This is a genomic window from Rhizobium sp. BK181 (genome assembly GCF_014193305.1).
Lineage (GTDB): Bacteria > Pseudomonadota > Alphaproteobacteria > Rhizobiales > Rhizobiaceae > Rhizobium.
Map to the genome: position 1 here is coordinate 102,655 of NZ_JACHZA010000010.1, position 13,408 is coordinate 116,062.

Annotated in this window: 12 protein-coding genes; 2 read left to right on the forward strand and 10 right to left on the reverse strand. The window is 58.7% G+C overall.

Annotation, left to right across the window (positions count from 1 at the left end):
* Window positions 1–108 precede the first annotated feature (108 nt).
* Entirely contained in the window at window positions 109–693 is a 585-nt protein-coding gene (locus FHT77_RS20955) for a hypothetical protein (protein ID WP_183756888.1), read from the forward strand.
* Between the two features lie 70 nt (window positions 694–763).
* Entirely contained in the window at window positions 764–1,228 is a 465-nt protein-coding gene (locus FHT77_RS20960; protein WP_183756826.1) for a DUF5680 domain-containing protein, read from the forward strand.
* On the opposite strand, the gene FHT77_RS20965 is transcribed toward FHT77_RS20960, so the two are convergent.
* The 10 genes from FHT77_RS20965 to nuoL form a co-directional block, all read right to left on the reverse strand.
* A complete protein-coding gene (locus FHT77_RS20965; RefSeq protein ID WP_183756827.1) occupies window positions 1,229–1,912 on the reverse strand; it encodes an ABC transporter ATP-binding protein in 684 nt (227 codons plus the stop codon). It lies immediately after the preceding gene.
* Between the two features lie 14 nt (window positions 1,913–1,926).
* Window positions 1,927–3,234: a lipoprotein-releasing ABC transporter permease subunit gene (locus tag FHT77_RS20970; protein WP_183756828.1), complete on the reverse strand. Its 1,308-nt coding sequence runs from the start codon at window positions 3,232–3,234 to the stop codon at window positions 1,927–1,929.
* Between the two features lie 16 nt (window positions 3,235–3,250).
* Complete coding sequence (proS, locus tag FHT77_RS20975; protein ID WP_183756829.1) at window positions 3,251–4,573, reverse strand: proline--tRNA ligase; 1,323 nt, start codon at window positions 4,571–4,573, stop codon at window positions 3,251–3,253.
* A 576-nt stretch (window positions 4,574–5,149) separates the two neighbouring features.
* Window positions 5,150–5,431 carry a DUF1467 family protein gene (locus FHT77_RS20980; protein WP_183756830.1) on the reverse strand — a complete coding sequence of 94 codons (282 nt, stop codon included), beginning with the start codon at window positions 5,429–5,431 and terminating at the stop codon, window positions 5,150–5,152.
* A 134-nt stretch (window positions 5,432–5,565) separates the two neighbouring features.
* Window positions 5,566–5,970, reverse strand: a complete 405-nt coding sequence (gene mce, locus FHT77_RS20985) for a methylmalonyl-CoA epimerase (RefSeq protein ID WP_016553623.1) — start codon at window positions 5,968–5,970, stop codon at window positions 5,566–5,568.
* A gap of 3 nt (window positions 5,971–5,973) precedes the next feature.
* Entirely contained in the window at window positions 5,974–7,644 is a 1,671-nt protein-coding gene (locus FHT77_RS20990; protein ID WP_114712324.1) for a ribonuclease J, read from the reverse strand.
* Between the two features lie 17 nt (window positions 7,645–7,661).
* Window positions 7,662–8,426: a biotin--[acetyl-CoA-carboxylase] ligase gene (locus FHT77_RS20995; RefSeq protein WP_183756831.1), complete on the reverse strand. Its 765-nt coding sequence runs from the start codon at window positions 8,424–8,426 to the stop codon at window positions 7,662–7,664.
* Window positions 8,426–9,871 (reverse strand): NADH-quinone oxidoreductase subunit NuoN, encoded by a 1,446-nt coding sequence (gene nuoN / locus FHT77_RS21000; protein ID WP_114712322.1) that lies wholly within the window; start codon window positions 9,869–9,871, stop codon window positions 8,426–8,428. The genes FHT77_RS20995 and nuoN overlap by 1 nt, the downstream gene beginning before the upstream one ends.
* Before the next feature lie 18 nt (window positions 9,872–9,889).
* Entirely contained in the window at window positions 9,890–11,401 is a 1,512-nt protein-coding gene (locus tag FHT77_RS21005) for an NADH-quinone oxidoreductase subunit M (protein ID WP_183756832.1), read from the reverse strand.
* A complete protein-coding gene (nuoL, locus tag FHT77_RS21010) occupies window positions 11,401–13,401 on the reverse strand; it encodes an NADH-quinone oxidoreductase subunit L (protein ID WP_183756833.1) in 2,001 nt (666 codons plus the stop codon). The genes FHT77_RS21005 and nuoL overlap by 1 nt, the downstream gene beginning before the upstream one ends.
* Between the last annotated feature and the right edge of the window lie 7 nt (window positions 13,402–13,408).

Here is a 13,408-nt window from a genome sequence, read left to right on the forward strand (position 1 = left end):
GTCATTTGGCTCTCCTTTTCTGTTATGTTTTCAATTTGTTCCGCTCTTGTTCTATTGTCAACAGGATTCTTTTCCGCTCTGCTGGCTGCATGGCACGGGGAGAAAAGCATGTTTAAGTTTGTCTTAATTGTTGGATTGGCTTGGTCGGCAGCGTTTACCGCTCGGGCCGAACAAATCGATCCCGCGCGCATCATTGACGCGACGACGGGCGATTGGGACGGCGACGGGCATGAGGATCTCGCGCTGCTGGTTGCTCCGGCAGATGACGCCAGCGACGATCAGATCGGCATCTACCTTTACCTTCGCGACAGCGATCACGAGCTTCTGCGACTTTCGCTTACCGCGCCCGACAAGATTTGGGGCAGCACCAATGCTAATGGCGTCTTCGGGCAGGAACCGTCATTGAAAGCCATCGGCAAATCCTCGATCGCCATCCACTCACAGAACAGTGCGATCGGACGCGACCGCTGGGACCAGACGCTGACAGTGGCCTACCGCAACAACCAGTTTGTCGTCGCCGGCTATACCTACAATCACTACGACACGCTCGACCCGAAAGCCGCCGGCTCCTGCGACTACAACGCGTTGACCGGGAAGTTGCAGAAGGATGGCAAGGACGTCAAAGCCGAGCCACGTGTCCTCCCGATCGCTGATTGGAACGACGAGACCGGGCAATCCATCTGCGGCCAGTGAAGCTTGTTCCCTTTTTGTTCTTTACAATTGGCAGTCTTTTTGAGACGTTGCCGAACGAGGGGGATAGGCCATGGATATTGCTGCATTGAACCGGTTCATCGTTGAGGCGAAGGCCCGTACCTATGTTGGCGGCGGAACGCCTGCACCCGCCTGCCGGACAGGATCTCATGACATCGGTTATCAGCGTGAACAGTGGCGCTATCTCGACAGCTACTTCGGCGGCGCCGATTTCGCCGGGCAAGAAGTGGTTTGGCTGGACGGCGAACCGGTCTGGGCGATGAACTACTTCGGACGCATCGTCGAGCATTCGTTGATTGACGGGAAAAGAGCAGGAACGGTGATTAAGGCTGCACTGTCAAAAATGTATGCCGAGTACCGACGTTTTCTCGGCGGCATGGAATTCGAGCATGCTTTCGGTTTCTATGCCGATCAAAACACAGGCGACTGCAGCCATTTCAGCGGTCGTGAAGTGATCGTCGTGAATGAGCGCAGGGCCTATGAACTGGACTACCGTGGCGGTCTCATCCAGCCCTGATCAGAAATCCACGACCTTGCCGTCGGTGATCGTGACGCGGCGGTCCATGCGCCCGGCGAGTTCATGATTATGGGTGGCGATGAGTGCCGCTAGGCCTGATTGGCGCACCAGCGCCTCCAGTGCATCAAAGACATAGCTCGCCGTTTCTGGATCGAGGTTGCCCGTTGGCTCATCCGCCAGAAGCAGGCTTGGCGCATTGGCGACGGCACGGGCAATCGCCACGCGCTGTTGCTCGCCACCGGAAAGCTCCCCGGGGCGGTGCGCACCGCGATGGCCGATACGCATGTAGTCGAGCAACTGGCCGGCTCGTTCCTTCGCCTCCTTGCGCGGCAACCCGGCGATCATCTGCGGCATCATGATATTCTCGATCGCAGAGAATTCCGGCAGCAGGTGATGGAACTGGTAGACGAATCCGATTTCGCTACGGCGGATCGCCGTACGCTTATCATCCGGCAAACCGTCACAGGCATTTCCGTTGATGACAACCTCGCCGCCATCGGGATGCTCGAGCAGGCCGGCAACGTGCAAAAGCGTCGACTTGCCGGTCCCTGATGGAGCGACGAGCGCAACGATTTCGCCGCTGTTGAGCGTGAAATCCGCACCCTTCAAGATCGAGAGCAGCGTCTCGCCCTGGCCATAGTGGCGCTCGACGCCGGAAAGCTTGAGAACGGTATTCCGCTTCATGAAGAGAGCATTCCTTATTCGTAGCGCAGGGCTTGCACGGGATCGAGCTTGGAGGCTCGCCATGCTGGAAAGATCGTCGCGATGAAGGACAGCGTCAACGCCATGATCACCACGGACATGGTCTCGCTGAAGCTCATCTCGGCGGGCAGTTGGCTGAGGAAATAGAGCTGCGGGTCAAACAGCACCGTGCCGGACACCCAAGAGAAAAACTCGCGGATCTTCTCGATATTGACGCAAACAAGAACCCCAAGCAGCACACCGGCGAGCGTCCCAACGAGGCCAATGGCAGCGCCCGTCATAAAGAAGATGCGCATGATCGCGCCAGAGCTCGCGCCCATCGTCCGCAGGATCGCGATATCACTGCCCTTGTCCTTCACCAGCATGATGAGGCCGGAAATGATGTTCAGCGCCGCAACGAGGACGATGAGGGTCAGGATCATGAACATCACGTTCCGCTCGACCTGCAGCGCGGAGAAGAAGGTCTGATTACGCTGGCGCCAGTCAGTAATCGCAATCTGGCGGCCCGCGGCGGCCTCGACCTTCGGCCGCATATTGTCAATGTCGTCGGGATTGTCGACGAAGAGTTCGATGGATTGAACCAGCCCCTCGGCATTGAAATAGAGCTGCGCTTCCTCAAGCGGCATGTAGATGATCGTCGCGTCGTATTCCGACATGCCGATCTCAAAGATACCGGAGACCTTGTAGGACTTGACCCGTGGGTTTACGCCCATCGGCGTGACATCACCTTCCGGCGATATCAGCGTGATGGTGTCACCTGCCTGAAGGCCGAGTTGTGTCGCCATACCCGAGCCGATAAGGACACCCTGTCCCGCGGCAAAACCAACAAGGTCGCCGGACTTGATGTTGCCCGAGACCGTCTTAACCTTTTCAAGGTCCTCGGGCCGGATGCCGCGCACCAGCGCGCCCGTGCCCGCACCGCCCTGACCTGAGGCCAGGGTCTGGCCCTCGACCAGCGGCAGAGCAAGCTTTATGCCCGGCACGCCGGCAAGCTTGTCGGTCAGCGCCGGATAATCGTTGAACGGCGTATCGACCGGCTGAACGATCATGTGACCGTTGATGCCGAGAATGCGGGAGATCAGTTCCGTCCGGAAGCCGTTCATGACAGCCATGACGATGATGAGCGTAGCAACGCCAAGCATGATGCCGATGAAGGAAAAGCCGGCGATCACCGAAATGAACGCTTCCTTGCGGCGGGCGCGCAGATAGCGCCACGCCACAAGCCGTTCGAAGGCGGAAAATGGCCGGCTGGCCGGCGCCGAGCCGGATTTAGAACCCTGCTGGCTCACCGCTACATCTGCCATCCTGCCTCCCGCCTTCTCAGCCCAAGAGCTTGTTGATCGCCGCGTCGATGGTCATCGTTTCGCGGGCGCCCGTCGTGCGGTCCTTCACTTCGACTTCGCCGCTCGCGACCGCACGCGGGCCGGCAATGATCTGCACCGGAACGCCGATCAAGTCGGCGGTCGCAAACTTCGTTCCAGCGCGGTCGTCCGTATCGTCGTAGAGGACGTCCTTGCCGGCGTTCGACAGCGCCGCATAGATCTTCTCGCAGGCAGCATCGCACGCCGCATCACCGGCCTTCATGTTGATCACCACTGCATCGAACGGCGCCACAGACGCCGGCCAGATGATTCCATTCTCATCATGCGATGCTTCGATGATGGCGGGAACAAGGCGGGTCGGGCCAATCCCGTAGGAACCCATGTGAACAACGTGTTCCTTGCCGTCAGGTCCCTGAACCTTCGCACCCATCGGCTCGGAGTACTTGGTGCCGAAGTAGAAGATGTGGCCGACTTCGATACCGCGGGCCGAAAGGCGATCGCTCTCAGGAATGGCATCGAATGCGGCCTCGTCATGCATCTCGGAGGTCGCGGCATAAACCGACGTCCACTTGTCGAAGATCGCCTGCATGCCGGCGACGTCGTCGAAGTCGATATCGGCTGCTGGAATGTCGAAGTTCACGAAATCGCGGTGCGAGAATACTTCCGACTCGCCGGTGTCGGCGAGAATGATGAACTCGTGGCTGTGATTGCCGCCGATCGGGCCGGTGTCGGCACGCATTGGAATGGCGCGCAGACCAAGGCGGTCAAAGGTACGCAGATAGGCCGCGAACATCTTGTTGTAGGAGTGGACTGCGTCTTCCTTGGTCAGATCGAAGGAATAGGCGTCCTTCATCATGAATTCGCGCGAGCGCATGGTACCGAAACGCGGACGGATCTCGTCACGGAATTTCAGCTGGATGTGATAGAGATTGAGCGGCAGGCTCTTATAGGACTTCACGTAGGACCGGAAGATGTCCGTGACCATCTCCTCGTTCGTCGGACCGTACAGCATCGGGCGATCCTGGCGATCCTTGATGCGGAGCATTTCCTTGCCGTAAGCGTCGTAGCGACCGCTTTCCTGCCAAAGCTCGGCAGATTGCAGCGTCGGCATCGACAGTTCGATCGCGCCGGCGCGGTTCTGCTCATCGCGAATGATATTGTTGACCTTGTCGAGGACGCGCTTGCCGAGCGGCAACCAGGAATAGATGCCCTGCGACTGCTGCCGGATCATGCCGGCGCGCAGCATCAGCCGGTGAGAGACGATCTCCGCCTCCTTGGGATTTTCCTTCAGGATAGGCATGAAATAGCGAGACAGGCGCATGGCGAATTCCAGAGCTGTTGAGACACCGCATGGCGCGGAATCGAAGGCGTTCACAAATATTGGCAGCGTTCATAACTGCTTCGCGAAAGGAAAGAAACCCGCGACGGACTTAAGTGGCCTTCCGTTAAAGCATGTTCGCACTTGCGAAGCAGACAATCTAAGAAAAAGGCGAAATTATAATGGCTTGTACGAAATTCTTATCAACAGAAAAAAATTGCTGAAGTGTAGCAAAAATGCAAAAAAAGCTGATGACAAAGCCCATTCTTTGAGCTAGTTTTAGCCCACAAAACAGGCAAGGAGCTCAAATCCTTGTCGATTTCGCGGTCAAGTCTTGGGAGGATCAGATCTTAGGCGCGCTCGTCGCAGCCCCGGCAACGGATAAGGATCACGCGATACTTAAAACAAGGCTTTTAGCCTTGTTTTTTTTTGCTTTTTATTATTCCGAACAGCCCGATGAATTGGGCCTCCTAACGTAAAGCAATGTCCATATCACGTTACGGCAACTCCATGCCGCAACTTGATGACAGGTGTATGACAGTCGAAATCCGCATTCGCCCAAAAACTGGGCAAACGCCCTTAGACATTTGAGAACGAAGGGCCGATTTGTGGTAGGGCGTCGAAACCCCATCCGAAGTAATTCGAAGCGATATACCAGAGAGCATATATGATGGCGGAAATGAGCGTCGTCATCGAAAAAACGAAGACAGCCCTGAACCGGGTCGGCGCGCTGTGAACCGTTCCCAGCACGATGTCGTTGTCTTCCGCTTGTGTGCGCAGACCGATCGGGAGAACGGCAAAGAGCGTGATCCACCACACGATAAAGTAGACGGCGAAGCCCTGTAGAAATATCTGCAGCATCGAATTGTCCCGCTAGGCTCTCTGCGACGATCGCAATTGCCGTGCTTATAAGCCGAAATACCGGCCAACTCAAAGCCGCTTTCAGGCACCTTGCCGACTTTCCGGCATTTTCGGTCACTCTGCCGCAGGCCTGCTCAGACCTGCTCGAGCTCAATCAGGGTGCCGAAGAAATCCTTCGGATGCAGGAAGAGCACCGGCTTTCCGTGCGCGCCGATCTTGGGCTCGCCGGTGCCAAGCACCCTCGCCCCACCTTGGATCAACTGGTCGCGGGCCGCGAGGATATCGCCAACCTCGTAGCAAATATGGTGCATCCCGCCGGACGGGTTCTTGTCCAGGAACGCGGCAATCGGCGAGTCCGTTCCCAGCGGCTGCAGCAGTTCGACCTTCGTGTTCGGCAACTCGACGAAGACAACCGTGACACCGTGTTCCGGCAGAGCCTGCGGCGCCGAAACGGTCGCGCCGAGCGTATCGCGGTATGACGCCGTTGCGGCCGCAAGGTCAGGAACTGCAATAGCGACATGGTTGACCCGACCGAGCATGCGTCAGACCTTCGTAACGAAGACCGTGACGACAGGCTTTTTGCCCCAGGTCTGGTTGGCGGTCGCTCGGATGGCACGGCGGACCGACTCCTGCAGCAGGTCGAGATCCTTCCGTCGGGCCCGCGGTATACTCTCGATGGCGCCAACAGCCGCATCGTAGAGTGTATCTTCCATCTCGTCGCCTTCGTCGTCATAGACAGGAAGGCCAATCGCGACAAGATCGGGATCACCGACGATATCGTAGCGGCTATCGATCACCACGTTGACGGCGACGTGGCCGACATAGGAGAGCTTCTTGCGCTCGCCAATGCCCATCTCGTCGAAATCGCCGATCAGCGAGCCGTCCTTATATATACGGCCATGCGGCGCCTCGTCGATAACCTCGACGGGTCCTGGTGCCAGCCGGAGGATGTCGCCGTTGCGCACGCGCGGTACGATCGCGATACCGGACTGCTCCGCAAGTTCCTTGTGAGCCGTCAGGTGCGTCGCTTCGCCATGCACCGGCACAACGATCTTCGGCCGGGTCAGCTCGTACATCTTCTGCAGCTCGTTGCGGCGCGGATGTCCGGAAACGTGAACGAGGGCCTCGTTGTCGGTGATCACGTGGACGCCCTGCTCGATCAGGCCGTTCTTGATATCCTGGATCGCCTTCTCGTTACCGGGGATAGCGCGCGAGGAGAATACCACGATGTCGCCTGATGCCAGCGCCACATTGCGCATCTCGTCGCGCGACAGCTTCGCAAGGGCAGCGCGTGGCTCGCCCTGGCTACCAGTCAGAATGACCACCACCTTGTCGCGCGGGACGTAGCCGTATTCCTCCTCGGAAATGAACGGCTTGATGCCTTCCATCAGACCTATATCGCGGGAAACGTCGACGACGCGCTTGAGCGAGCTGCCAAGCAGAAGGACTTCGCGGCCTTCAGCCTCGGCCGCCTCGGCCACGGTGCGGATACGGCCGACGTTCGATGAGAATGTCGTTACCGCAACGCGGCCTTCCGCATTCTCGATGATCTTGCGCAGGCTCGCGGAAACGTCCTTCTCGGACGGCGATACACCATCCCGCAGAGCATTCGTGGAATCGCACATCAACGCCAGGACACCTTCATCGCCGAGTTGGCGGAACCGTGTCTCGTCGGTCAGCGGACCAAGCGAAGGCTCATGATCGATCTTCCAGTCGCCGGTATGGATCACATTGCCGAGTGGCGTACGGATCACCAGCGACATCGGCTCGGGAATGGAATGGTTGACCGCCACGCCCTCGACACTGAACGGACCAGCATTGACGGTATCGCCCGCCGTAAACAGCGTCACCGGGATCTCGCCAATCGCCGATTTCTCGAAGTTGCGCTTTGCCTCCAGCAGGCCAGCGGTAAAGGCGGAGGCATAGACCGGCACATTGAGGCCCGGCCACAGATCGGCGAGCGCGCCGTAGTGGTCCTCATGGGCGTGGGTGATAAAGATCGCCTTGAGGCTCTTGCGCTCACTGGCGAGGTACCGAATGTCCGGCAACACAAGATCGACTCCCGGCAGGTCCGGTCCCGGGAAGGTGACGCCGCAGTCGACCATGATCCACTGGCGGTGGTCCGGCGGGCCGTAGCCGTAGAGGGCGAGATTCATTCCGATCTCGCCAACGCCGCCCAACGGCAAAAATACCAGTTCGTCCTGCTTCGCCATATTTTTCGTTTTTCCAATCAACCAAAGAAGACGTCGCCGGCGGCAATCGTCATCATCCTGCCTGCGCCGGTATCGAGCATCAACAGGCCATTATCATCAATTCCGGCGAAGTGGCCGGAAATCGACCGGTCCGGCAGGTTCACAGTTATCTTTTCGCCGATACCACAGGCGACCCGGCGCCACCGCTCCGTAATTTCCCGCACACCGCGGCCGCGATCCCATGCCTCCAGGACCTCAGCCATCGATGCATAAAGATGGGCGAAAACCTCTTCGGGGGAAGCCGAGCTCCCCTGCTCGCGCAGGCAGGTGACCGGGTAGAGCGGGTTATCAGGCATGAATGCGACGTTGATGCCTATGCCGATGACGAGTGAATGACGCCCGTCCGGCAGGGCTTCGCCCTCGACAAGAATGCCGCAAGTCTTCTTTCGTCCGACCAGGATATCGTTCGGCCACTTCACTTCGAGCGGCTCGGCCGTATGCGGCAGCACATGGCGAACGGCTTGGTGAACCGCGACGGCAATTGCCAGCGGCAAAGAGCCAAGGCGCTCCATGGGCGCCGGATCGATAAGAAGAAGCGAGGCATAGAGATTGCCCCTCTCGGAAACCCACGGGCGTCCCCGGCGGCCACGGCCGCCGGTCTGTTTTTCCGCGGTGATCCAGAGAAGACCGCGGTCCCCTGCCCGCGCACGGGCAAGGCATTCGCTATTCGTGGACGATGTCTCCGACAGAGCCTCGTGCCTGAAATCGTCGAGCGATATCCGGCGCCGTGCCTCAGAGTTCATCAAAAGAGCGTCGCAGCTGCAAGCTCGGCCGCGCCGCCGATCGGACCGCCGATGAAGACATAGGCGAGAATGAAGAGGCCGGACAGACCAAAGACAAGACGGAGCGACCCCGAGACCCGCGCGAACTCGCCGGTGGCTTCATCGAACCACATCAGCTTGATGACGCGCAGGTAGTAGTAAGCGCCGACGACCGAGGCGAGAACACCGATGATGGCAAGAGCATAGAGCTTCGCTTCGATCGCAGCCACAAACACGAAGTACTTCGCAAAGAAGCCTGCGAGCGGAGGAATGCCCGCCAGCGAGAACATCAGGATGGTCATAACCGTCGCCATGAACGGATTGGTGGTCGACAGGCCAGCCAGGTCGTTCACTTCTTCGACGACCGTGCCGTCCTTCCGGCGCATTGACATGATGATCGCGAAGCCGCCGAGCGTCATCACCATGTAGATGACCATGTAGAGCATGACGCCCGAAACGCCGGTCTGGTTGCCGGCAGCTAGGCCGACAAGCGCATAGCCCATGTGACCGATCGACGAATAGGCCATCAGTCGCTTGATGTTCTTCTGGCCGATTGCGGCAAAGGAACCAAGCAGCATGGAAGCGATCGAAATGAAGACCACGACCTGCTGCCAATCAGCCACGACCGGCTGGAAGGCAGTGATCACAATACGGGTCAACATAGCCATCGCCGCAACCTTCGGAGCGCTGGCAAGGAATGCCGTGACCGGGGTCGGCGCGCCTTCGTACACATCCGGTGTCCACATATGGAACGGAACAGCGGAGATCTTGAAGGCGATACCGGCAAGGATGAAGACCAGGCCGAAGATGAGACCGAGCGAACGCGCGCCGTCAACGCTCAATGCCTGGGCGATCGCAGCGAACTGGGTGTGACCGGTGAAGCCATAGACCAGCGACATGCCGTAAAGCAGCATGCCCGAGGAAAGCGCTCCGAGTACGAAGTACTTCAGGCCGGCTTCCGTGGACTTGACGCTATCGCGATTGATTGCAGCAACGACGTAAATCGCGAGCGACTGCAGCTCAAGACCGAGGTAGAGCGAGATGAGATCGTTAGCCGAAATCATCAGCAGGATGCCGAGCGTGCAGAGCACGAGGAGGACCGGAAACTCGAACTTGTCGAGCTGGTTTTCCTTGGCGAGACCAAGCGACATGAAGAGGGCTGCAATCGAGCCAACCAGTGCCGTGATCTTCATGAAGCGACCGAAGCCGTCCGACAGGAAGACACCGCCGTAGGCAAGGCCTTCGCTCGGCACGAAGATCAGCCACAAGGCGGCTGCCGCCAGCACGATCATCGCGAGAACGCTGACCATGCGGCCAGAGCGCTCCCCCGAGAAGACGCCAATCATCAACAGAACCAAGGCGCCGACCGCGAGGATCAGCTCCGGAATGGAAAGATGCAGGCTTGCGAGAATAGTTTCAGAGGTCATGTCCCAAAAGTCCCGTCATCATTTCATCGACAGCGCAACATCCTGCGCTGCCTGGACTGCGGCCGTATAGCTATGGATCAGCTGGTCAACCGATGCCGCAGTGACATCGAAGACCGGAGCCGGATACACGCCGAAGAAGATGGTCAGTGCGATCAGCGGATAAAGGGTCAGCTGTTCACGAGGCGAAAGATCGAGCAGCGCCTTGAGCTTTTCCTTTTCCAGCGCGCCAAAGATCACGCGGCGATAGAGCCAGAGCGCATAAGCGGCGGAGAAGATTACGCCTGTTGCAGCGAAAAGTGCGACCCAGCTGTTGACGCGGAATACGCCAATCAGGGTTAGAAACTCACCGACGAAACCCGAGGTGCCCGGAAGGCCGACGTTCGCCATCGTGAAGACCATCATCGCAACGGCGTATTTCGGCATGTTGTTGACCAGGCCGCCGTAGGCCGCGATCTCACGCGTATGGGTTCGGTCGTAGATCACGCCGACGCAAAGGAAGAGAGCGCCCGAGACGATACCGTGCGACAGCATCTGGAAGATCGAGCCCTGCAGACCCTGCGCGTTCGCTGCGAAGATGCCCATCGTCACGTAGCCCATGTGGGCCACCGAGGAATAGGCAATCAACTTCTTCATATCGTCCTGCATCAGCGCCACCAGCGAGGTGTAGATGATGGCAATGACCGACAGCGCGAAGACGAGCGGCGCGAAGAACTCCGAGGCAACCGGGAACATGCCGAGCGAGAAGCGGATCAGGCCATAGCCGCCGAGCTTCAAAAGGACGCCTGCCAGAATAACCGAGCCTGCGGTCGGTGCCTGGACGTGCGCATCCGGAAGCCAGGTGTGAACCGGCCACATCGGCATTTTCACCGCGAAGGACGCGAAGAAGGCAAGCCAAAGCCATGTCTGCATCTGCGGCGGGAACTTATAGGCAAGCAGCGCCTGAATATCGGTCGTGCCGGCCTGCCAGTACATCGCCATGATGGCGAGCAGCATCAGAACGGAGCCAAGCAGCGTATACAGGAAGAACTTGTAGCTAGCGTAAACGCGGTCCTTGCCACCCCAGACGCCGATGATCAGGAACATCGGAATGAGGCCGGCTTCGAAGAACACGTAGAAGAGAACGATGTCGAGCGAGACGAAGACGCCAACCATCATGACTTCCAGGATCAGGAAGGCGATCATGTAGTCCTTCAGGCGCTTCTCGATCGACAGCCAGCTAGCCAGTACGCAGAACGGCATGAGGAAGGTCGTCAGGATCACGAAGAGCATCGAGATCCCGTCAATGCCGAGATGATAGCTAATGCCGGTGCCGAGCCAGCCATGCTTTTCGATCATCTGGAAGCCCGGGTTCGCATTGTCGAAGCCGATCCAGATGAAGAGCGACAGAACGAAAGTGGCGACCGTCGTGATCAACGAAATGTTGAGCACGTTGCGGCGGCCACTCGGACCGTTTTCATTCATCAGCAGCAGGAGCACCACGCCGACGAGCGGCAGGAAGGTGACCGTTGAAAGAATAGGCCAATCGGTCATCAGACGGAACTCCCGAGCATCATCCAGGTAACAAGCGCCGCAACACCGATCAGCATGGCGAACGCGTAGTGATAGAGGTAACCGGTCTGCAAGCGCACGACGCGGTTGGTGACATCGACAACGCGAGCAGCAACGCCGTTCGGGCCATAGGTGTCGATGACGCCGACGTCACCCTTCTTCCACAGGAAGCGACCAAGCGCCTTTGCCGAACGGACGAAGAGGAAGTCGTAGAGTTCGTCGAAGTACCACTTGTTGAGCAGGAAGTGGTAGAGCACCCGATGCTGCTTCGCCAGGACACGCGGCGTCGACGGCGACTTGATATACATGTACCAAGCGGTGATGAAGCCGACGAGCATCGCAATGAACGGGCTCAGCCCAACCCAGGCCGGAACGTGATGGAATTCTTCCAACAGTTCGTTGTGTTCGGAGGTGAAGAGCGCGCCCTTCCAGAACTCCGCATATTCCTCGCCATAGAAGCGGCCCTCGAAAAGGACGCCTGCGAGAACCGCACCGGCAGCAAGAATATACAGCGGCACCAGCATCACCTGCGGGGACTCGTGAACGTGATGCATCACTTCGTGTGAGGCGCGCGGCTGGCCAAAGAAAGTCAGGAACGCCAAGCGCCAGGAATAGAAGCTGGTGAACAGAGCGGCGATCACCAACAGCGTGAAAGCAAACCCCGCGACCGGCGAATGCGACGCGTAGGCGGCCTCGATGATCACGTCCTTGGAGAAGAAGCCGGCAAAGCCGATTGGCGTGAAAGGAATCCCGACGCCCGTCAGAGCCAGCGTACCAATCGTCATCATCCAGAAGGTGACCGGGATGTGCGTCCGCAGGCCGCCCATGTAACGCATGTCCTGCTCACCATCGACGGCGTGGATCACCGAGCCGGCGCCGAGGAACAGCAGGGCCTTGAAGAAAGCGTGCGTGAACAGATGGAAGATCGCAGCGCCGTATGCACCGACACCGAGCGCAACGAACATGTAGCCAAGCTGCGAGCAGGTCGAGTAGGCGATGACGCGCTTGATGTCGTTCTGCACGAGACCGACAGTTGCCGCGAAGAACGCCGTGATCGCACCGATCGTCGTTACGAATACTAACGCGTCCGGTGACAGTTCAAACAGCGGCGACATGCGGGCGACGAGGAACACGCCTGCGGTCACCATCGTCGCAGCATGGATGAGCGCCGACACTGGCGTCGGACCTTCCATGGCATCCGGCAGCCAGGTGTGCAGCAGGAACTGTGCCGACTTACCCATCGCGCCCATGAAGAGCAGCAGGCAGGCGCCGGTCAGTGCGTGCGCCTTGTCGAGATGCATGCCGAAGAGGTTGAGAACGACCTCGCCGCCTTGGCCACCGGCTTCCGACGGCGCAAAGGTCGCCGCGTTTGCGAAGATCGTATCGAAATTGATCGCACCGAAAAGGACGAAGAGGCTGGCGATACCCAGGATAAAGCCAAAGTCGCCGACGCGGTTGACGATGAAGGCCTTCATCGCGGCCGCATTCGCCGACGGCTTCTTGAACCAGAAGCCGATCAGCAGATACGAGGCCAGACCAACGCCTTCCCAGCCGAAGAACATCTGGGCCAGGTTATCGGCGGTCACCAGCATCAGCATGGCGAAAGTGAAGAGCGACAGATAGGCAAAGAAGCGCGGACGATGCGGATCGTGATGCATGTATCCGATCGAGTAGACGTGCACGAGCGTCGAGACGGTGTTGACGACGATCAGCATGACCGAGGTCAGCGTATCGACACGCAGCGACCAGGACACGTCGATGCCGCCGGACTGGATCCAGCGCAGCACTTCGACCTTTATGGGTCCGCCTTCGTGGTGGCCCATGCCGACGGTGATGAAGACATACCACGACAACACCGCGGCAATGATCATCAGGCCCGATGTGACGTATTCCGATGCCTTGGCGCCGATCGCGCGACCGAAGAGGCCAGCGATGATCGCGCCGATCAGGGGAAGAAAGACGATAGCCTTATATAAAAACATAGCCTTA

Coding starts and splice junctions, on each gene's coding strand:
- proS (WP_183756829.1), bottom strand. CDS start 4,573: ATGCGCCTGTCTCGCTATTTCATGCCTATCCTGAAGGAAAATCCCAAG.
- FHT77_RS20965 (WP_183756827.1), bottom strand. CDS start 1,912: ATGAAGCGGAATACCGTTCTCAAGCTTTCCGGCGTCGAGCGCCACTAT.
- FHT77_RS20990 (WP_114712324.1), bottom strand. CDS start 7,644: ATGGCGAAGCAGGACGAACTGGTATTTTTGCCGTTGGGCGGCGTTGGC.
- FHT77_RS20995 (WP_183756831.1), bottom strand. CDS start 8,426: ATGAACTCTGAGGCACGGCGCCGGATATCGCTCGACGATTTCAGGCAC.
- FHT77_RS20970 (WP_183756828.1), bottom strand. CDS start 3,234: ATGGCAGATGTAGCGGTGAGCCAGCAGGGTTCTAAATCCGGCTCGGCG.
- mce (WP_016553623.1), bottom strand. CDS start 5,970: ATGCTCGGTCGGGTCAACCATGTCGCTATTGCAGTTCCTGACCTTGCG.
- FHT77_RS20960 (WP_183756826.1), top strand. CDS start 764: ATGGATATTGCTGCATTGAACCGGTTCATCGTTGAGGCGAAGGCCCGT.
- FHT77_RS20955 (WP_183756888.1), top strand. CDS start 109: ATGTTTAAGTTTGTCTTAATTGTTGGATTGGCTTGGTCGGCAGCGTTT.
- nuoL (WP_183756833.1), bottom strand. CDS start 13,401: ATGTTTTTATATAAGGCTATCGTCTTTCTTCCCCTGATCGGCGCGATC.
- nuoN (WP_114712322.1), bottom strand. CDS start 9,871: ATGACCTCTGAAACTATTCTCGCAAGCCTGCATCTTTCCATTCCGGAG.
- FHT77_RS21005 (WP_183756832.1), bottom strand. CDS start 11,401: ATGACCGATTGGCCTATTCTTTCAACGGTCACCTTCCTGCCGCTCGTC.
- FHT77_RS20980 (WP_183756830.1), bottom strand. CDS start 5,431: ATGCTGCAGATATTTCTACAGGGCTTCGCCGTCTACTTTATCGTGTGG.